Annotated in this window: 16 protein-coding genes; 13 read left to right on the top strand and 3 right to left on the bottom strand. The window is 44.5% G+C overall.

Going from position 1 to position 18,622, the window contains the following annotated elements:
• Positions 1-55: 55 nt before the first annotated feature.
• The gene (gene rpoN / locus VQ048_RS08455; protein WP_327611253.1) at positions 56-1,537 is read left to right on the top strand and encodes an RNA polymerase factor sigma-54; all 1,482 of its coding nucleotides are present in this window, start codon (positions 56-58) and stop codon (positions 1,535-1,537) included.
• Between the two features lie 39 nt (positions 1,538-1,576).
• Here rpoN and pheA read toward each other — a convergent pair whose 3' ends face one another.
• Entirely contained in the window at positions 1,577-2,422 is an 846-nt protein-coding gene (gene pheA / locus VQ048_RS08460; RefSeq protein WP_327611314.1) for a prephenate dehydratase, read from the bottom strand.
• A gap of 254 nt (positions 2,423-2,676) precedes the next feature.
• On the opposite strand from pheA, the gene VQ048_RS08465 reads away from it, so the two are divergent.
• From VQ048_RS08465 to rplS, 6 genes are all read left to right on the top strand, one after another.
• The gene (locus VQ048_RS08465) at positions 2,677-4,560 is read left to right on the top strand and encodes a DNA topoisomerase IV subunit B (protein ID WP_327611254.1); all 1,884 of its coding nucleotides are present in this window, start codon (positions 2,677-2,679) and stop codon (positions 4,558-4,560) included.
• Between the two features lie 10 nt (positions 4,561-4,570).
• Entirely contained in the window at positions 4,571-5,062 is a 492-nt protein-coding gene (locus tag VQ048_RS08470) for a hypothetical protein (RefSeq protein ID WP_327611255.1), read from the top strand.
• A complete protein-coding gene (locus VQ048_RS08475) occupies positions 5,062-7,629 on the top strand; it encodes a DNA gyrase/topoisomerase IV subunit A (RefSeq protein ID WP_327611256.1) in 2,568 nt (855 codons plus the stop codon). Before VQ048_RS08470 ends, VQ048_RS08475 begins: the two co-directional genes overlap by 1 nt.
• Before the next feature lie 42 nt (positions 7,630-7,671).
• On the top strand, positions 7,672-8,325 hold the full coding sequence (locus tag VQ048_RS08480) for a rhomboid family intramembrane serine protease (protein ID WP_327611257.1): 654 nt from the start codon (positions 7,672-7,674) through the stop codon (positions 8,323-8,325).
• Between the two features lie 134 nt (positions 8,326-8,459).
• Complete coding sequence (locus tag VQ048_RS08485; RefSeq protein ID WP_327611258.1) at positions 8,460-10,094, top strand: GMC oxidoreductase; 1,635 nt, start codon at positions 8,460-8,462, stop codon at positions 10,092-10,094.
• 155 nt (positions 10,095-10,249) lie between these two features.
• Positions 10,250-10,603, top strand: a complete 354-nt coding sequence (gene rplS, locus VQ048_RS08490) for a 50S ribosomal protein L19 (RefSeq protein WP_327611259.1) — start codon at positions 10,250-10,252, stop codon at positions 10,601-10,603.
• A 117-nt stretch (positions 10,604-10,720) separates the two neighbouring features.
• On the opposite strand, the gene VQ048_RS08495 is transcribed toward rplS, so the two are convergent.
• Both VQ048_RS08495 and ffh read right to left on the bottom strand, forming a co-directional pair.
• Positions 10,721-12,490, bottom strand: coding sequence for an aminopeptidase P family protein (locus tag VQ048_RS08495; RefSeq protein WP_327611315.1), 1,770 nt, complete (start codon positions 12,488-12,490; stop codon positions 10,721-10,723).
• 139 nt (positions 12,491-12,629) lie between these two features.
• Positions 12,630-14,000: a signal recognition particle protein gene (gene ffh / locus VQ048_RS08500; protein WP_327611260.1), complete on the bottom strand. Its 1,371-nt coding sequence runs from the start codon at positions 13,998-14,000 to the stop codon at positions 12,630-12,632.
• 95 nt (positions 14,001-14,095) lie between these two features.
• Here ffh and VQ048_RS08505 point away from each other — a divergent pair, with 95 nt between their 5' ends.
• From VQ048_RS08505 to atpA, 6 genes are all read left to right on the top strand, one after another.
• The gene (locus VQ048_RS08505) at positions 14,096-14,470 is read left to right on the top strand and encodes a hypothetical protein (RefSeq protein ID WP_327611261.1); all 375 of its coding nucleotides are present in this window, start codon (positions 14,096-14,098) and stop codon (positions 14,468-14,470) included.
• A gap of 60 nt (positions 14,471-14,530) precedes the next feature.
• Positions 14,531-15,598, top strand: coding sequence for a F0F1 ATP synthase subunit A (gene atpB, locus VQ048_RS08510; RefSeq protein WP_327611262.1), 1,068 nt, complete (start codon positions 14,531-14,533; stop codon positions 15,596-15,598).
• A 60-nt stretch (positions 15,599-15,658) separates the two neighbouring features.
• Positions 15,659-15,868 carry an ATP synthase F0 subunit C gene (gene atpE, locus VQ048_RS08515; RefSeq protein WP_002664302.1) on the top strand — a complete coding sequence of 70 codons (210 nt, stop codon included), beginning with the start codon at positions 15,659-15,661 and terminating at the stop codon, positions 15,866-15,868.
• Positions 15,869-15,957: 89 nt separating this feature from the next.
• The gene (locus tag VQ048_RS08520; protein ID WP_327611263.1) at positions 15,958-16,452 is read left to right on the top strand and encodes a F0F1 ATP synthase subunit B; all 495 of its coding nucleotides are present in this window, start codon (positions 15,958-15,960) and stop codon (positions 16,450-16,452) included.
• 2 nt (positions 16,453-16,454) lie between these two features.
• Positions 16,455-16,994, top strand: coding sequence for an ATP synthase F1 subunit delta (atpH, locus tag VQ048_RS08525; RefSeq protein ID WP_327611316.1), 540 nt, complete (start codon positions 16,455-16,457; stop codon positions 16,992-16,994).
• Between the two features lie 20 nt (positions 16,995-17,014).
• Entirely contained in the window at positions 17,015-18,589 is a 1,575-nt protein-coding gene (gene atpA, locus VQ048_RS08530) for a F0F1 ATP synthase subunit alpha (protein ID WP_327611264.1), read from the top strand.
• Positions 18,590-18,622 lie beyond the last annotated feature (33 nt).

Here is an 18,622-nt window from a genome sequence, read left to right on the forward strand (position 1 = left end):
GAGAGAGCAATTAAAAAAACAGCCGACTAATACCCTTAAATACCCTCAAAAAAATATGTTGAAACAAAACTTACAACTCAAACTTGGTCAAAAACTGGCTCCGCAGCAAATTCAGTTGATGAAACTCATCCAGTTGCATACATTGGAGTTTGAGGAGGAGTTGGAGCGTGAATTGGAAGAAAATCCTGCTTTGGAGAGGGTTTCGGAGGATTCTAAAGCGGACGAGTCCTACGAAGATTTAGGAAACGAATACGAGGATGAAGGCTCGGAGAGTATTGAGACCGATTTTGATGTGGAGGAGTACCTTTTCGATGATGAACCTTCTTATAAAACGGCAAGCAGTAATTATTCGCCGGACGATGAGGAGTTCGATAACGAGGGCTTGCTTACGGAGGGGCAGACGCTTTACGATTATTTAATCGAGCAGATCCGTATGGTGAATATGGAGGAAGAAGACCTGAAGATTGCAGAATACCTTATTGGTAATTTGGATACGGACGGTTATTTGAGGCGTGAGATCAAATCCATTGTGGACGATATGGCTTTTTCCCAAGGGATTTATACCACCAAGGAAAAAGTGGAAGGGGTTTTGGAGAACTACGTTCAGAAGTTGGATCCTGCCGGGGTAGGGGCGCGCGATCTTCAGGAGTGTTTATTGCTTCAGATTGAAAAGAAGATTTCGGCGGATAAGGCTGTTAGTTTGGCGGCGGATATTCTTAGGAATCAGTTTGATGCGCTTACCAATAAGCATTACAATAAGATCATGCAGAAGTACGATGTGGAAGAAGAAGATCTTAAAGCGGCTTTGGATGAAGTTGCCAAATTATCTCCTAGGGTGGGAGGAAATTTTGATACCCAGACCATTACGATTAATCAGGAGATTATTCCGGATTTTGTTATTACGGTTAAGGAAACTCAGAAAGGGAAATTCGATGTTATTCCTCAGCTTAACAGCAAAAATGCGCCTACACTTCGTGTTTCGGAGGAGTATAAAGAAATTCTTTCTACGTATTCGCATGACAAAAATTCTCAGGAGCATAAACAGGCGGCGCTTTTCATTAAGCAGAAGCTCGATGCGGCCAAGTGGTATATTGATGCGATTAACCAGCGGCAAAACACTTTGCTTCAGACGATTACGGCGATTGTGAAGTTGCAGAAGGATTATTTTCTTACCGGAGATGACAAGTCGTTGAAACCTATGATTTTAAAGGATGTGGCGGATATTACGGGTTTTGATATTTCCACGATTTCGAGGGTGGTTAAAAGCAAGTATGCCGATACGCCTAATGGCATTGTTTATTTGAAAGACTTGTTTTCGGATTCGCTTACCAATGACGATGGCGAGGAGGTTTCTACTCGCGAGATTAAAACGTATCTTCAGGAAGCCATTGGCAAGGAGAATAAAAAGAAACCTTATACCGATGATGCGTTGGTAGGGATTCTGAAGGAAAAAGGGTATAACATTGCGCGCCGAACGATTGCGAAATACCGGGAGCAGCTCAATATTCCTGTGGCGAGGCTCCGTAAGGAATTATAGAAACGACCGGATTCCGATTAACGGAATCCGGTTTTGTTTTTAGAGGGGAGAGGTGATGAGGTATTCGTCGTAGTGGCCTAGAAACTTCACGGAAGCTCCTAGGGCTCTTAGTTCCTGCAGGGCGTTTTCGGAAAGCACGGGATGCCATGGGGTGGCTACGTTGATGAAGAAAAAATAATTTCCGAGGCCTGTTTTTAGGGTTCGGCTTTCAATTTTCGACAAATTCATTTTTCGCCAGGCAAAAACGGAAAGCACTTGGTGTAGTCCTCCCGAGCGGTCGTCGGGAAGGGTTACGAGCAGGGAGGTTTTTTCGCCGGTGTTTTTTAACGGGAGGGTCAGTCGGTTTTTTTTCTTTCCGATAACGATGAATTTGGTGTGGTTTTGTTCCATATCCTGAATGTTTTCGTGCAGGATTTTCAGACCGTAAAGTTTTGCGGCGTGGGCGTTGGCAATGGCAGCCCAAGGCTCGTCGGGGTGCTGTGCGACCCTTTGGGCGGAGGCGGATGTGGAGCTGAATTCCTGTGTTGGAACAAGGGGGTAGTGTTTTTCCCGAAAGCGAAAGGTCTGGGCTAATGCTTGGGGATGGGAATATATTTTTTCAAAGGTATCGTGTTGGGGGTGCACCATAAGATGGTGGGCGATGGGCATGACGAGTTCGCATTTGATGAAGAGGTCTTCGTGGTTGTAAAGTTCGTCCAAGGTCATGGTTACGGTGCCTTCGATGGAGTTTTCCAAAGGAATGACGGCTTTTTCGGCTTTGGCTTCGCTTACGGCGGTAAAGCACTCGCTTATCGTCCGGCAAGGGAGTAAGCATTCATTGGGGAAGATTTCTTTGGTGGCGAGGGAGGTGAAGGATCCGTCTGGGCCGAGGTAGGCGATTTTCATCAGGGCATTTTCGGGAGTACTCGTGGAGGAACTCTCTCGGAATGGTTGGTTTATTTCGTTTTGCTTCATGCGTAAATTTTATCAAAAGTATGAAAAATCCCTCAATCGTTAAGGAGGGCGGGGTGGGTTTTAGCGGTGATTTTTTGATGAGGCTTTTGGGTTTTTGAACCGAATTTTCCACAAAATAAGCTTTAAAATACGGCAAATGCTTATATTTGTGAGTTGTCTCTTTTTGGGACGAATTTAAGGTTGATATGAGCGAAAACAAAACGGTTCAATACACGGAGGATAACATACGGACGCTTGATTGGCAGGAGCATATTCGCCAACGGCCGGGGATGTATATTGGTAAGTTGGGGGATGGTTCTTCGGCGGATGACGGGATTTATATTCTTCTGAAGGAGATTATAGATAACTCTATTGACGAGTTTGCCATGAAGGCCGGAAAGCGCATCGAGATTAAGCTGGACGAAGGGAAGGTTGCGATTCGGGATTACGGGCGTGGGATTCCTTTGGGGAAGGTGGTGGATGCGGTTTCCAAGATGAATACCGGAGGGAAGTACGACTCCAAGGCTTTCGTAAAAACGGTGGGGCTTAATGGGGTGGGAACCAAAGCGGTGAATGCCCTTTCCAGCTATTTTAAAGTGAAATCGGTTAGGGAAGGTCGCGTGAAAATGGCGGAATTTTCCAAGGGGTTAATTAGCGAAAACCATGAGGAAACCGAAACTGATGAGCGTAACGGTACGGAAATTACGTTTATTCCGGATGTGGAGATTTTTCCTAATTTCAGATTCCGGAAGGAGTATATTTCGCGGATGCTTCGCAATTACGTGTATCTCAATCCGGGGTTGAAAATTACTTTTAACGGCGAGACGTATTATTCGGAGAACGGGCTTAAGGATCTTCTGCAGGAAGAAATTGAAGGGGAAATTTTATATCCGATTATTCATTTGAAGGACGAGGACGTGGAGGTGGCCATTACGCATTCCGATAAATCTCAGTCCGAAACGTATTTTTCGTTTGTCAATGGTCAGAATACCACCCAGGGAGGGACGCACCTGAACGCGTTTAAGGAAGCATATGTGAAAACCATTCGGGAGTTCCTTAATAAGAATTACGAGGCAGCGGATATTCGGAAATCCATTATTGCAGCGGTTTCGGTAAAGGTTATTGAGCCGGTTTTTGAATCCCAGACCAAGACCAAGCTCGGATCGAACGAAATGGAGCCGGGGAAGGAGACCATCCGGACTTTTATGACCAATTTCTTGAAAAAGGAACTGGATAATTTTCTTCACAAGAATCCTGAAACAGCCGAAGCGGTACAGAAAAAAATTCTGGTTTCGGAAAGGGAACGGAAGGAGCTTTCTGGTATTCAAAAGCTAGCTCGGGAGAGGGCCAAGAAGGTGTCTTTGCATAATAAAAAACTTCGGGATTGCCGCCAGCATTACAACGATCAGAAAGCGGAGCGCAAGGCAGAATCCCAAATTTTCATCACGGAGGGGGATTCGGCTTCGGGGTCGATTACCAAATCGAGGGATGTGGAGACCCAGGCGGTATTTTCTTTGCGGGGGAAACCGCTCAACTCTTATGGTTTGACTAAGCGGGTGGTGTATGAGAATGAGGAGTTTAACCTTCTTCAGGCGGCGCTCAATATCGAAGATTCTTTGGAGGATTTGCGTTATAACCAGGTGATTATTGCTACGGATGCCGATGTGGATGGGATGCATATCCGTCTTTTGATGATTACTTTCTTTTTGCAGTTTTTTCCGGATCTTATTAAGCATGGGCATCTTTATATTCTTCAGACGCCTTTGTTTAGAGTTCGGAATAAGAAAGAGACGCGTTATTGCTATACGGATGCCGAAAGGATAAAAGCCTTAAATGAACTGGGGAAAAATCCTGAAATTACCCGATTTAAAGGGCTTGGGGAGATTTCGCCGGACGAATTCAAACATTTTATCGGTAAGGATATTCGTTTGGAGCCGGTGGTGATTGGCAAGGATCAGACGATTGATCAGCTTTTGGAATTTTATATGGGGAAAAATACGCCGGATCGTCAGAGTTTTATTTTGGAGAATTTGGTGGTGGAAGATCCTGAAATCGACAAAAAAGAACGTTTGGAATCGGTAGAATCATAGGTCTTTTGGGATGAGGTTAAGTAATCGCAGTAAATCGGGAACGTACGGTTTTATCAATACCGTCCTTTTGATGGTTTTGGCGTCAGGGGTGGCTTTGTTTGTGCTGAATGAGTTTCGGGAGGTGATTTCGGGATGGAGTCGTTACCTGCTGCTTGCGGTGCCGTTTTTGCTTTGGAGTATTTTTTATTTTCGCGGTCGTCAAATTTTTGAATACGACAGCGATGGAGAGGCTCTTAATTTTAAGAACAGGAGCGTTCGGCCTTCTTTGTGGCGTCCTCTCAGCGATGAATTTCCGAAGTATAAACTGGCGGATTATACCGTTGTGGACGGGGTGTTTTTTCGGCACTTGTATGTTGTGCTTTCTAGCCGAAAGGCTCATGGGGTGCGACTGAAATACGATGTATCTTACCTTTCCGTCAAGGAATTGGGCGATTTGAAATATTCGCTTAGCAAAATAGTAAAAGAAAATAGAGAACAAAATACGTCTACGGACCAAGCCTAATGACAGAAGAATATCATAACGGAGGAGAGAGTTTAAAGAAAGTATCCGGATTGTACCGCGATTGGTTTTTGGATTATGCGTCTTATGTGATCCTGGATCGGGCTATTCCGTCGGTTTATGACGGTTTCAAGCCTGTTCAGCGGAGGATCATGCACTCCATGCGGGAGTTGGAAGACGGACGTTATAATAAGGTGGCCAACATTGTGGGGAATACGATGAAGTACCATCCTCATGGGGATGCTTCGATTACCGATGCGATGGTTCAGATTGGTCAGAAGGAGCTTTTGATTGATACGCAGGGGAACTGGGGGAATATCTATACCGGCGACTCGGCGGCGGCGGCGAGGTATATAGAGGCTCGGTTGACGCCTTTTGCCTTGGAAGTGGTTTTTAATCCTAAGACGACGGAATGGGCAAAGTCTTATGACGGGCGAAATAACGAACCGATTGATTTACCGGTTAAATTTCCTTTGCTTTTGGCGCAAGGGGTGGAAGGTATCGGGGTGGGATTGTCTACGAAGATTCTTCCGCACAATTTTAATGAACTCATTCAGGCTTCGATTCAGTATTTGAGAGGGAAGTCTTTTCAGGTATTTCCGGATTTTCTTACGGCGGGGATGCTGGACGTTTCGGAATATAACGACGGGGAGCGCGGAGGAAAGGTTCGGGCTAGGGCGCGGATTATTCAGAAGGATAAACACCAGCTTTGCATTACCGAACTGCCTTATTCTAAGACGACGGGGGACTTGATAGATTCGATTATCAAGGCGAACGAAAAGGGCAAGATAAAGATCAAGAAAATTGAGGACAATACTTCGGATCAGGTGGAAATTCTTATTCACTTGCATAATGATGTTTCGCCGGATAAGACGATTGATGCATTGTATGCGTTTACGGATTGTCAGGTTTCCATTTCGCCCAATGCCTGTGTGATTGTGGGGGATAAGCCGATGTTTCTTTCGGTGTCGGAAATTTTGAAGATGAATACCGATCACACGGTGGCTTTACTGAAGAAAGAGTTGGAGATTGAGTTGCACGAATTGCAGGAGAACTGGCACTTTGCTTCTTTGGAACGGATCTTCATTGAGAATAGAATTTACCACGCTATTGAGGAGGTTAAAACCTGGGAAGAGGTTTTGGTGACCATTAGGGAGGGGCTGAAGCCTCATACGGGGCATCTTTTGCGGGAAGTGACGGAGGAGGACATTGTTCGTTTGACGGAGATTCGGATTAAGCGAATTTCGCGTTTCGATTTGGATAAATTTAAGGAGACGATTTTGGCTTTGGAAGGGAAAATAGCGGCTTGCAAGCACCATTTGGAGCATTTGATTGATTATGCGGTCGATTATTTTTCCACGATTCAGAAAAAATACGGGAAGGGGAAAGAGCGGAAGACCGAAATTCGGGTTTTTGACACCATTGATGCGACGAAAGTGGCGGTGGCAAACGAGAAGTTTTATGTCAATAGAGAAGAGGGCTTCATTGGGACTTCGATGAAGAAGGACGAATACCTTTTTGATTGTTCGGATATTGACGATATCATTACGTTCCAGAAAGACGGGACGATGAAGGTGGTCAAGGTGGAACCCAAGACGTTTATCGGCAAAAATATTCTTCATGTTGGTATTTGGAAGAAAGGGGATGCCCGTACGGTTTACAATATGATTTATCGGGAAGGGAAGGATGGGCCATATTACATGAAGCGCTTTCCGGTAACGGCCATTACGCGGAATACGGATTACCCTTTGGCGTCCGACAAAAAGGGTTCGGAAGTGCTTTATTTTTCGGCGAATCCTAATGGGGAGGCCGAGACGGTTACCGTTTTGTTGAAGCCTAATGCACGGATACGCAAAAACAAAATCGAGATAGATTTCTCCGAACTGGCGATAAAGGGGCGTAATTCCCGCGGGAATTTGGTAACGAAATATGCCGTTAAAAAGATTGATTTGAAGGAGGAAGGGGTTTCGACGTTGGCTCCCCGCAAAATATGGTTTGATGAAACGGTTCGCCGCCTGAATGTGGATGCCCGAGGTACTTTTTTGGGGAGCTTCAAGGGGGACGATAAGATTCTTACCGTGAACAAAAATGGGGAAGCCCGATTGGTTGGTTTTGATTTGAGCAATCGTTTTGATGACGAGTACTTGATTTTGGAAAAATGGAAGCCGGATCAGCCTGCGGCTTGTATTTATTACGATGGGGAGAAACAGATTTATTACATTAAGCGATTCTTGTTCGATTCCACGGGTAATGTTCAGACGTTCATGCCTTCGGAACATCCTAAATCGTTTATTGAGTTGGTGACTACGGCGTCTGGATCTACGGCAGAATTGGTTTTTGCCAAAGAAAGTGGCAAGGAGAGGGAGCCGGAAGTGGTGGATGTGGATGAATTTATTGCTGTGAAGGGGATTAAGGCGTTAGGAAACCAGTTGACTAAAAATAAAATTAAAACGATTAATTTGACTTTACCGGAGCCGGAAGAAGAGGAAGAAGAAGTTTTTTCTTCGGAGGACGACTTGTCGGAAGAGGAAGATGGGGGAACGATTGGATCGCTTTTTGGCGATGAATAGTTTTTTAGGAAAAAGCGAATTATTGATTACTAAAGGAATTTTATGGATTTGGTTTTACTCGTGATTATTGCAGCGACGGCGGTTGCTAGTTTTATGGGGTTTCAGAATGGAAGCCTGTTTGAGCGATATAAATTTAACGTCAATGCTATTTTGCATAAGAAGGAGTATGTGCGGTTGATTTCTTCGGGGTTTCTTCATGCCGACTGGATGCACCTGATTTTTAATATGCTTACACTTTTTTATTTCGGGCCTATTGTGGTTCGGGCATTTGGGGCTGTGGGCTTTTTTTTGGTGTATTTTGGATCTATTGTGGCGGGTAATTTGTTTTCTTTGTATTTGTACAAGCATCAAGGCTGGTATTCGGCAATTGGTGCCAGCGGTGGGGTTTCTGGAGTTTTGTTTGCGGCAATTGCCGTTTTTCCTCATTTGGAGTTGTTTTTGTTTTTTATTCCCATTCCGATTAAGGGGTATATTTTTGGTGCGTTGTATTTCGGTTATTCGGTGTACATGATGCTTAACCCTAAACCCTATGACCATATTGGTCATGCGGCTCACCTTGGTGGAGCGTTGTTTGGATTGTTGTATGCTGTGGGGCTGCTGCCTTTGGTGGTGTATGGTAATGCTGCTTATTTGCTGATTATGGCTTTGCCTTTGTTTTATCTTGGGTATGAAATTTTTGTGAGGAAGCGGTTGTAAGCACTTGGTTCTGTTTTGGGGGCTGAGAATGTGGAAAAATGCTTTTTTTTGTGGGTTTAGGCACGGTTTTTTCTTTCTTTTTTGCGAATTCTTTCCGACTTTAAGGAGTAAGGATACCTCAATAAAATAAACTCATGGATAGAAGAACTTTTTTGACGAAGCTTGGTCTCACGACGTTTGGCCTTGTGCTGGGACGCTCTGTGATCGGGCAACAGCTGCTGGCTCCGGTTTATAAGGACGGAGGGCATTTTCCTAATATATTGGTTGGGACGGGGTATGGTAATGCGGTGGCGGCGGAGCGTTTGGCAAAGGCGGGGCATCGGGTTCTTATGATTGAAATGGGGTTGGATTGGGAAGGTTATAAGTTGGCGAATCCGGATTTTAGTTTTTATAAAATGACTTCGCCCGGGAAAGAATCCACCTGGATGAATCATTCCTCCCAGGCGCCGATTGGGTTAGGAAATCTTAATCATTTCAGTCGTTTTACTGGGATTTTGGAACGGCGGGATTTTGAACACCTCAAGGTTTACTTGGGCAAGGGCGTGGGAGGAGGTTCCTTGGTTAATGGCGGAATGACGGTAACGCCTCGCAAAGGGTATCTGAAAGAGGTTTTTCGGAAAGTGGGGGTTGATATTCCGTTGGAAGAACTTTATGTTAACTATTTTCCTTTGGCGAATGCTGCTTTGGGACGGGGGATGGTGCCCGAGGATGTGTACCAGAGCGAGTGGTATACTTTTGCCCGATTGGGTGTGGAAGAAGGGGTGGCGGCAGGCTTTACGCCGGTGGAAGTGCCTAATTTGTACGATTTCGATTACATGAGGGAAGAAATTGCGGGGCGGGCTCCGCGTTCGGCCACCAATGTGGAGGTGATTTATGGGAATAACCACGGAAAGAGGGATTTAACTAAAACTTATCTGAAGCGGGCTTTGGCTACGGGGAATGTGACTATTATTCCCCAACATAAAGTGGAGCAGATTACTTCTTTGAAGGACGGAGGTTTTTCTCTTTCGGTCAAGCAGATTGATACGCTTAATAGAACGGTGGCTCAGAAGCGTTTTACTTGCGAAAATCTTTATTTGGGAGCGGGTAGTTTGGGGACTACGGAGCTTTTGTTGCGTTCCAAGGCGTTGGGAGGGCTTTCGAATCTGAATGAAGAGGTTGGCAAGTATTGGGGGAATAATGGCAATACGATGGCTAGTCGCTATACGGCTTTTGTGCTTGGTCATCAGAGTCGGGGGAATCATCAGGCGACGATGCCGGTTCGCGGGTTGGATAATTTTACGGACACCGAGTATCCTTTTTTTGCGGAGATTGCGCCGATGCCGGTTTTGGGGTCTTATACGGCGTTGTATTTGGTGGTCAGTAAGGTGGAGAAGTTGGGGCAGGTGTTGTATGATGTAAAGAACGATGCCATCGGTTTGGAGTGGGGGACGTCGCATACGTTGTCTATGCGGGCGAATGCGAAATATTTTTTATCGAAGATGAATCTTTACGGTTCGACCGGATGGTTTAATAATAAATATGTCAATAATACGGTTTTGTTGCCCAAAGGAGGGGTGGACGAGACGATTTGCTACCATCCGTTGGGCGGTTGTGTTTTGGGCAAGGCGACGGATCTTTATGGTAGGGTTTGCGGCTACCGGCATTTGTATGTGACGGATGGCTCTCTGATTCCGGGGAGTTTGGGGGTTAATCCTTACGTTACGATTACGGCTTTGGCGGAGTATTGTCTTGATCATATTCTAGCAAACGATTACGTTCAGGGATAGGGTACCGAACGATAAAAAAATCAGAAAATAAAGTTTATTTTTTGCGTTGGTGTTTTGTCCGAATGAAAAAAAGTTTTATTTTTGCGGCCTGTTAATCAACCTCTGACGAGAGCCGTGAATGTTGTTTAGCTTTAATGTTTTTTATTTTTTAACTAATGGATTTAGTAAAGTACGTACAAGACAAGTACATTGCAAAAAAAGAATTCCCTGAATTCAAAGCCGGAGACACAATTACTGTGTACTACGAAATTAAGGAAGGTAACAAAACTAGAACGCAGTTCTTCAAAGGAACCGTGATTCAGTTGAGAGGAACAGGGGCAACCAAGACGTTTACCATCAGAAAAATGAGCGGTGATGTAGGGGTTGAGAGGGTTTTCCCAATCAATATGCCTGCGCTTCAGAAGATTGAGGTGGATAGAAGAGGTAAAGTAAGAAGAGCAAGAATCTACTACTTCAGAGATCTTAGAGGTAAGAAAGCGAGAATCAAAGATGCTCCTTTCAAGAAGTAAGATAAGATTTCAAAATAAAAAAGCATCCGAATTATTTTGGATGCTTTTTTTTGTAGGCTTAAAAACGCTAAAGCAAAAGATGAAAAAAAGGAAGGATTAATCCTTCCTTTTTTGAGATTAGAGAGGCTGCACCAACTGCAGGAACCATTCTTTAACTTCCCCTTCCAAGTGTGGTTCAAGTTTTTCTTTTACCCATTGGTGGTATTGATTGAGCCATTGGATTTCTTCTTCGGAGAGGATTTCTTTTACGATGGCTTCCCTGAAAAACGGGCAAATCGTTAAAGTTTCAAATTCGTAAAACTCTGCGAAATCGGTGGTTTTATAAGGTTTGACGGCTACGAGGTTTTCGTGTCGGATGCCGTATTGATTTTCGAGATAGAGGCCGGGCTCGTTGGAAAGCACCATTCCCGGAATCAAATCTTGCGGGTTTAGGTCTTTTCGGATGTTTTGAGGCCCTTCGTGGACGTTCATAAAACTGCCTACCCCATGCCCGACTCCATGGTTGAATTCTTTGCCTTCCATCCATAGAGGGAGGCGAGCGATGGCGTCAAGATGAACGCCTTTGGTGCCTTTGGGGAATTTTACCATCGACAACCGAATCATCCCCTGAAGCACTTTGGTGGAGTCGTGACGGTATTGTTCGGAGACTTCTCCTACGGGGAAGGTACGGGTAATGTCGGTGGTGCCTTCTAAGTATTGCCCTCCGGAATCGACAAGGATGCTGCCTTTATTGGTTACAGGTTCGCTGTTCTCTTTGTCCGCCGAGTAGTGCGGGATGGCATCGTTGCCGTTGTAGCCTACGATGCTTCCAAAGCTTACGCCTACGAAGTTTTCGCCCTCTCTTCGGAATTTTTCAAGTTCGAGACCGATCGAATATTCCGTCATTGGGATTTTTCCGACATTGTGTTTCAGCCAGTATAGAAATTTTACCATTGCCACTCCGTCGCGAACCATTACTTTGCGAAAACCTTCGAGTTCGGTTTCGTTTTTAACGGCTTTCATCAGGTTTCCTGGAACGGCGCCGTGGAGGATGGTGTTGTCTTCTAAGGCAAAAAAGACGGACTGGTTGCTGTTAGGAGACAGAAGAACCCGTTCGTTCTTTTGGGCTTTTAGGTAATCGAAAAAGGTATCGTAATCTTTTACTAATACGCCGGCTTCTTTTAGGTGTTGCTGCGCTTCGGCATTCAATTTTTCCTGATCGACGAAAAGGACGGCTTCTTCGGTAGAAATCACAATATAGCCTAAGAATACAGGGTTGCATTCGACGTCACTGCCTCGTAGGTTTAGGGTCCAAGCCACGTCATCAAGGCTGGAAATCACATGAAGGGAGGCTTGTTGTGCGGCCATTTTTTCGCGAATGGCTTTTAGTTTGTCTTGTACGGACTGGCCTGCTCTTTCGAGAGGATGTACGAAGATCGGATTTTTGACTTCGGATTTTCCTCGTTCAGTCCAAAGGTTTTTAAGTAGAGGTAAATCGACCAGTTTGATGTTTTTCTCGCTCAGGCGGATGCGCATTTCTTCCCAGTTGCTGTTGGCGGTTGCAATGGCATTGACGGCAACGGTTCCTCCGGGCTGGATTTGAGAAAGCATCCAAGAAATATAGTCGGGGACACCGTCTACGCCCATTTTCATCAGTTCGAAATCGGAGCCTTTTAATTCTTTTGGTGCCTGAATAAAATAACGTCCGTCCGTCCAAAGTCCGGCTTGTTCCAAGGTGACTACAGCAAAACCGGCCGATCCCGTAAAACCGGTTAGCCAACTTCTTTCTTTCCATTCGGAGGGCAGGTATTCGCTCATGTGCGGATCGGCGGAAAAAACCACGAAGGCGTCGATATGATTAGCTCTCATTTCTTCCCTTAGGGCAGCCACTTTCTCTTTTGATGTCATCATACAAATTTCGATTTTTAGAGTGTTAAATTTACGAAAAAAAGCCAAATGCGGAATCGGAACATTCCTTTTTTCATTGAAAAAGAAAAAACTCCCGATGCCTTATCGGGAGTTTTCTTGGTCTTTTTAGCGAAGAGGATTAACGGCTGAAAAGTCCGCCGCCCATACCGGGAAGACCGCCGCCCCCCATCTTGCTCATCATCTGCATGAGTTGCTTTCCTTGGGGGCCTTGCATCATTTTCATCATTTTTCCCATCTGGTCGAATTGCTTCATCAGCTGGTTGACTTCCTCCAATTTTCTTCCTGAGCCACGGGCAATCCGTTTTTTACGGCTCATGTCAATAATCGAGGGTTTGCGTCGTTCCTCCGGGGTCATGGAGTAGATAATGGCTTCGATATGCTTGAAGGCATCATCGGAAATATCTACGTCTTTGATGGCTTTTCCCACTCCCGGAATCATCCCCATAAGGTCCTTCATGTTCCCCATTTTTTTGATTTGGTGGATTTGTTTTAGAAAATCGTCGAAACCAAATTCGTTTTTGGCGATTTTTTTATGAAGTTTTTTTGCTTCTTCTTCATCGAATTGTTCTTGGGCTCTTTCTACTAAGGAAACCACGTCTCCCATTCCCAAGATTCGGTCGGCCATTCTCTCGGGATAGAATAAATCCAGAGCCTCCATTTTTTCGCCCGTTGAGATAAATTTAATTGGTTTTTCCACCACGGATCGGATGGTTAAGGCGGCTCCACCCCGGGTGTCCCCGTCCAATTTGGTGAGAACTACCCCGTCAAAATTAAGAGCTTCATTAAAGGCTTTGGCGGTGTTCACAGCATCCTGTCCCGTCATGGAATCCACAACGAAAAGAGTCTCCTGTGGTTTGATGAAGTAATGAACGGATTTTATTTCGTTCATCATTTGCTCGTCAATGGCCAAACGTCCGGCGGTATCCACGATGACCACGTCGTAGTGATTTTGTTGGGCATATTTTACCGCATTTTCAGCAATGGATGAAGGATTCAGAGCGCCCTCTTCCGTATAGACTTCCACTCCGATTTGGCTTCCGAGCACTTTTAATTGATCGATTGCTGCAGGGCGGTAGACGTCGCAGGCCACCAGTAGAGGTTTTTTGTTTCGCTTTTGCTTAAGATAGTTGGCGAGTTTTCCCGAAAAGGTGGTTTTTCCAGACCCTTGCAATCCAGCAATAAGAATGATGCTGGGTTTGCCGGAGAGGTTGATGCCTTCCTGCGTGCCTCCCATGAGCTCTACGAGTTCGTCATGGACGATTTTGGTCATCAATTGCCCCGGAGTAAGGCTGGTGAGCACGTTTTGCCCCAAGGCTTTGTCTTGTACTCGTTTGGTTAAATCCTTGGCTACTTTGTAGTTAACGTCGGCATCCACTAAGGCTCGACGAATTTCTTTCACCGTTTCGGCTACGTTGATTTCGGTGATTTTTCCGCGCCCTTGGAGGTTGTGTAACGCTTTGTCTAATTTATCCTGTAAACTGTTGAACATGGTAACAATTATAATGTATTCGAGGTGCAAAAATAGGGGATTTTTATTATAATTGAAATTTATTCATCTTTGTGGCACTTTTTTAACGTAATAGGATGGGTAAATACAAAGTGGATTTCGTTTACACAGGGGTGTTTTTTTTGATGGTACTTTCTTCGGTGGTTGTGGTTTATGCGCTAGGGAGTTCCCAACGAGTCAATGCATTGGTTGCGATTATGAGTGCAGTAGTGGTGGGGACGGTTTTTTTGCTGCGTTATTTGGGAAAAGGCGGGATAATTGGTTTCTTTTTTTTGGGGACGGTGCTTTTCAAGATGTTTGGTATTGGTTATTTGGCGGTTTTTGAAGCGGAGCTTAAACGAGATTTAGTGTTGTTTTTTGTCATTTTTTGGGGGTATTTAATTTTGGAAGCCTCTTATATTGTGGCCTGTATCCGAAGACAAGATAAATATCATGTAAAGAAAGATAAATAACGTTTACGGGAAAGGAAAAATTTATTACTTTTGCAAAAATTAAGATTAACGAAGTTAAAGATGGCTTTACGTAAACTGTTTTTCATTCTATGGGTTTTTATTGGCGGTTTTGCTTTTGCTGCCAATACGGCGCCTGCGGAGGCGGGAGAAAAATACAATCCGGTACCGTTTATCATGCATCACATCCAGGATTCCCACAGTTGGCATCTTTGGGGAGAAGGGCATCATTCCGTGGGGTTTTCGCTTCCTGTTATTCTTTGGGACGGAGGACTTAAGGTGTTTAGTTCTTCAAAGTTTGGGCACGACGAGAATGAAGTAGCAGAAGTGGATGGTAATTACTATAAGCTATTCCATAATAAAGTGTACAAGACGGATGCGAGTGGAACGATTCATGAACATGACGGTCATCCAACCAATGAAGCGCCTTTGGATTTTTCCATTACCAAAGTGGTAGCCCAAATGATTTTGGCGGCTTTGATTTTGTTGGTTTTGGGATTTGCGACGGCGGCCTCTTACAAAAAGTCCAATGTGCCTTCCGGTGTGGCGAAATTTATTGAGCCTATTGTGGTTTTTGTACGGGATGATATTGCCCTTCAGAATATTGGCTCTTTGAGATATAAGAAATACGTACCTTATTTAGTGACTTTGTTCTTGTTTATTTGGGTGCTTAATATTTTGGGACTTTTCCCGGGAGCAGCTAATACGACCGGAAATATTGCTTTTACTTTCGTTTTGGCTTTGTTTACCATGATTGTGGTGAACTTCAGCGGACGTAAGACTTACTGGAGCCATATGTTTGATCCGCTAGGAAACAATATGCCATGGGGAGGGAAGATTTTGGTTTATTTGATTTTGGTTCCTGTGGAATTGCTAGGGATTATCACTAAGCCTTTTGCCTTGATGATTCGTCTTTTTGCCAATATGACCGCGGGGCACATCATTATCATGGCATTGATTTCCCTTATTTTCATTATGAAAACTTATATGATTACGCCTGTTTCCTTGGGATTGTCTTTGTTCATCTATGTTTTGGAAGTTTTGGTGGCGGCATTGCAGGCTTATATTTTTACGATGCTCACGGCTTTATTCATTGGTTCGGCTGTGGAAGAGCCTCATCATGATCACTAATTTTAGAAATAGAACGAAATCATTTTTATTAATAAAACAACTTTTTTAAATTTTTATATTATGACAGGTAGTATCGCAGCAATCGGAGCTGGTCTAGCAGTTCTAGGCGTAGGATTGGGAATCGGTAAAATTGGTGGTTCTGCAATGGATGGTATTGCAAGGCAACCAGAGCAATCCGGTAAAATCCAGACTGCAATGATTATCGCCGCTGCCCTTATCGAGGGTGCAGGTCTATTCGGTATCGTAGTAGCTCTACTAGGTAACGGATAAGAAAGTTTTTGAATTCTGCAGACGGTTGGTCTGCGGAATTCATTTTCTTTAAAAGTCAGTAATTAAAAAAATTAAATACCTACTATAACATGGATTTATTAACTCCTTCAATAGGAAATATAGCTTGGACGGCTGTTGTTTTCGTTATTCTTTTGTTGTTTCTTTCTAAATTTGCTTGGAAGCCTATTTTGTCTGCGGTAAGCGAGCGAGAGAATTCCATAGTGGATGCGCTTAATCAGGCTAAGTTGGCTAGAAAAGAGATGGAAGAATTGAAAGCGGATAACGAGAAAATCATTCGTGAAGCAAAAGCAGAAAGGGATGCTATACTTAAAGAGGCCAGAGAGATTAAGGATCGTATCGTTGGAGAAGCTAAGGAGGTGGCAAAAGCCGAGGGAGATAAAATTATTGAGGCGGCTAGAGTATCCATTGAGGCCGAGAAGACGGCTGCGATGAACGACATCAAATCCCAAATTGGTTTGCTTTCTGTGAATATTGCTGAAAATATTTTGAAGCAAAAGTTGGATAACAGCGAGGCTCAAAACACTTTGGTTGAAAACTATCTGAACAAACAAAACCTTAACTAATGATGCGTACGTCAAAGGTAGCTAAAAGATATGCGCAGGGCTTTCTTGATTTTGCCCAGGAATCGGGACAGACTTCCACGGTTTTTGCCGAGATGAAAGAAGTGGTGAAAATCATGGATGAATCCAGAGAGCTTAATCGTTTTTTTGAAACCCCGGTGATTGATTCCAAGAAAAAAATGACGGTGGCAGGAGAGATTTTTAAGGCTTTTTCTCCTTCTACGCTCAATATGATTCGTTTAGTGATCCGTCAGGGGAGAGAAGGGCATTTGAGAGGGATTGCGCAGGAGTTTATCAATAAAGTGGACGACTTGAGCGGAGTGAAACGCGTAACGCTTACTTCGGCGGTGGCATTGTCCCAAAGCAATATCGATCAAATCCTGAAGACTTCCGGTCTTTTGGCTTCGGGAGCGAAGTTTGATTTGACGACACGGATTAATCCGGATATTTTGGGCGGATACATTCTCAGAGTGGGTGACCAGCAGATTGACGCTTCAGTGAAATCCAAACTGAACCAAATAAAGAAAGAATTTCAGTTAAATTAAAGAATTAAAACAACCATAAAATGGCAGAAATAAATCCGGCTGAAGTTTCAGCAATTTTGAAACAACAATTAGCGAATTTTGATACCCAGTCCAACGTTGAGGAAGTAGGAACTGTACTTCAAATAGGGGATGGTATTGCCCGTGTATACGGTTTAGAGAATGTACAATACGGGGAGCTTGTGAAGTTTGAGTCAGGAGTAGAGGGCATCGTACTTAACCTTGAAGAAGATAACGTAGGGGTTGCCTTACTTGGAGAGTCTAAGTTGGTTAAAGAAGGAGATACAGTAAAGCGAACCAATCGTATTTCTTCCATCCGTGTAGGGGAAGGGATGTTAGGGCGTGTTGTCGATACTCTTGGAAATCCGATTGATGGAAAGGGACCTATTTCGGGGGATCTTTACGAAATGCCTTTGGAAAGAAAAGCGCCGGGGGTAATCTTCAGACAGCCGGTGAATGAGCCGCTTCAGACGGGGATTGTAGCGATTGATTCCATGATTCCTATCGGAAGAGGGCAGAGGGAGTTGATTATCGGAGACCGTCAGACCGGTAAGACGACGGTAGCGATTGATACGATTATCAACCAAAAAGAATTTTATGATGCCGGAGAACCCGTGTTCTGTATTTATGTTGCTGTAGGGCAGAAAGGTTCTACGGTGGCTCAGATTGTGAAGACTTTGGAAGACCGCGGGGCGATGGCTTATACCGTCGTGGTAGCGGCTAATGCCTCCGATCCTTCGCCAATGCAGGTGTATGCACCGATGGCTGGAGCGGCGATTGGAGAGTACTTCAGAGATACAGGACGTCCTGCGCTGATTATTTACGATGATTTGTCTAAGCAGGCGGTTGCTTACCGTGAGCTTTCGCTTCTTCTTAGAAGACCACCGGGACGTGAGGCTTACCCTGGGGACGTATTCTATCTTCACTCCAGATTGTTGGAAAGAGCGGCCAAAGTCATTAAAGACGATGAAATTGCAAAACAGATGAATGATTTGCCAGAGTCCTTGAAACCAATGGTAAAAGGAGGCGGATCATTAACGGCTCTTCCAATTATCGAGACTCAGGCGGGAGACGTTTCGGCATATATTCCGACCAACGTGATTTCCATTACCGACGGACAGATTTTCTTGGAGTCTGATTTGTTTAACTCTGGGGTTCGTCCGGCGATTAACGTGGGGATTTCCGTATCGCGGGTAGGTGGTAACGCTCAGATTAAATCTATGAAGAAGGTTTCCGGAACCCTTAAGTTGGATCAGGCTCAATATAAGGAATTGGAAGCGTTTGCTAAATTCGGTTCGGATCTTGATGCGGCGACTCAGGCGGTAATTTCCAAAGGGGAGAAAAACGTGGAAGTGCTTAAGCAACCGGTGAACTCTCCACTTCCGGTGGAAAGCCAGGTGGCGATGATTTACGCTGGAACTGAGAATTTGTTGAAGGATGTTCCGGTGGCAAAAGTAAAGGCGTTTATGACCGAGTATGTGGATTTCTTGAAGAGCAAGCATCCGGATACAATGGCTGCAATTAAAGCGGGTAAAATCGACGGTGAGATTACTGGCGTATTGAAACAAGCGGCGGAAGACATTGCTTCAAAATACTAATTAAGAGAAAAAAGCGGGCAGGGTTCACTCTGA

The organism is Bergeyella anatis, assembly GCF_036016955.1.
Classification (GTDB): Bacteria; Bacteroidota; Bacteroidia; order Flavobacteriales; family Weeksellaceae; genus JAYWXI01.

What these genes read in the sequence shown, in the direction of transcription:
- rpoN (WP_327611253.1), top strand. Translation starts at nt 56, where the DNA reads ATGTTGAAACAAAACTTACAACTCAAACTTGGTCAAAAACTGGCTCCG.
- rplS (WP_327611259.1), top strand. Translation starts at nt 10,250, where the DNA reads ATGGATTTAGTAAAGTACGTACAAGACAAGTACATTGCAAAAAAAGAA.
- atpA (WP_327611264.1), top strand. Translation starts at nt 17,015, where the DNA reads ATGGCAGAAATAAATCCGGCTGAAGTTTCAGCAATTTTGAAACAACAA.
- atpH (WP_327611316.1), top strand. Translation starts at nt 16,455, where the DNA reads ATGCGTACGTCAAAGGTAGCTAAAAGATATGCGCAGGGCTTTCTTGAT.
- VQ048_RS08475 (WP_327611256.1), top strand. Translation starts at nt 5,062, where the DNA reads ATGACAGAAGAATATCATAACGGAGGAGAGAGTTTAAAGAAAGTATCC.
- VQ048_RS08470 (WP_327611255.1), top strand. Translation starts at nt 4,571, where the DNA reads ATGAGGTTAAGTAATCGCAGTAAATCGGGAACGTACGGTTTTATCAAT.
- VQ048_RS08505 (WP_327611261.1), top strand. Translation starts at nt 14,096, where the DNA reads ATGGGTAAATACAAAGTGGATTTCGTTTACACAGGGGTGTTTTTTTTG.
- VQ048_RS08485 (WP_327611258.1), top strand. Translation starts at nt 8,460, where the DNA reads ATGGATAGAAGAACTTTTTTGACGAAGCTTGGTCTCACGACGTTTGGC.
- VQ048_RS08465 (WP_327611254.1), top strand. Translation starts at nt 2,677, where the DNA reads ATGAGCGAAAACAAAACGGTTCAATACACGGAGGATAACATACGGACG.
- ffh (WP_327611260.1), bottom strand. Translation starts at nt 14,000, where the DNA reads ATGTTCAACAGTTTACAGGATAAATTAGACAAAGCGTTACACAACCTC.
- VQ048_RS08480 (WP_327611257.1), top strand. Translation starts at nt 7,672, where the DNA reads ATGGATTTGGTTTTACTCGTGATTATTGCAGCGACGGCGGTTGCTAGT.
- atpE (WP_002664302.1), top strand. Translation starts at nt 15,659, where the DNA reads ATGACAGGTAGTATCGCAGCAATCGGAGCTGGTCTAGCAGTTCTAGGC.
- VQ048_RS08520 (WP_327611263.1), top strand. Translation starts at nt 15,958, where the DNA reads ATGGATTTATTAACTCCTTCAATAGGAAATATAGCTTGGACGGCTGTT.
- VQ048_RS08495 (WP_327611315.1), bottom strand. Translation starts at nt 12,490, where the DNA reads ATGACATCAAAAGAGAAAGTGGCTGCCCTAAGGGAAGAAATGAGAGCT.
- pheA (WP_327611314.1), bottom strand. Translation starts at nt 2,422, where the DNA reads ATGAAAATCGCCTACCTCGGCCCAGACGGATCCTTCACCTCCCTCGCC.
- atpB (WP_327611262.1), top strand. Translation starts at nt 14,531, where the DNA reads ATGGCTTTACGTAAACTGTTTTTCATTCTATGGGTTTTTATTGGCGGT.